The organism is Paenalcaligenes sp. DL 309 (genome assembly GCF_057475285.1).
In genome coordinates this window covers 1-347 of sequence record NZ_JBYBKW010000050.1, presented here as the reverse complement: position 1 = coordinate 347, position 347 = coordinate 1, and the positions used below count along the sequence as shown (strand labels likewise).

1 protein-coding gene is annotated in these 347 nt (G+C 47.6%); it reads left to right on the top strand.

The features are described from left to right. Positions 1–347, top strand: a 347-nt coding sequence (locus AC2UZJ_RS12570) for an IS3 family transposase (RefSeq protein ID WP_486950459.1), incomplete at both ends; no start/stop codon positions are given.

Here is a 347-nt window from a genome sequence, read left to right as displayed (position 1 = left end):
AGATTCAAGCGCTTTACCACCGTCATAAAGGACGCTACGGCTATCGCCGTATTACGGCGGCATTACGTCATTTAGGTGAAGTGGTAAATCATAAAAAGGTGCAACGCTTGATGCAGCAACTCGGCTTAAAGTCGATTGTTCGGGTGAAGAAATACCGCTCGTATCGCGGCCAAGAAGGACGCATTGCGCCCCATTTATTACAGCGTCAATTTGATGCCTCTGGGCCCAATCAAAAATGGGTAACGGATGTGACCGAGTTTAAGGTAGCAGGAGAAAAGCTGTACCTATCCCCGATGATGGATTTATATAATGGGGAAATTGTTGCGCATGAAATGAGTCTCCGCCCC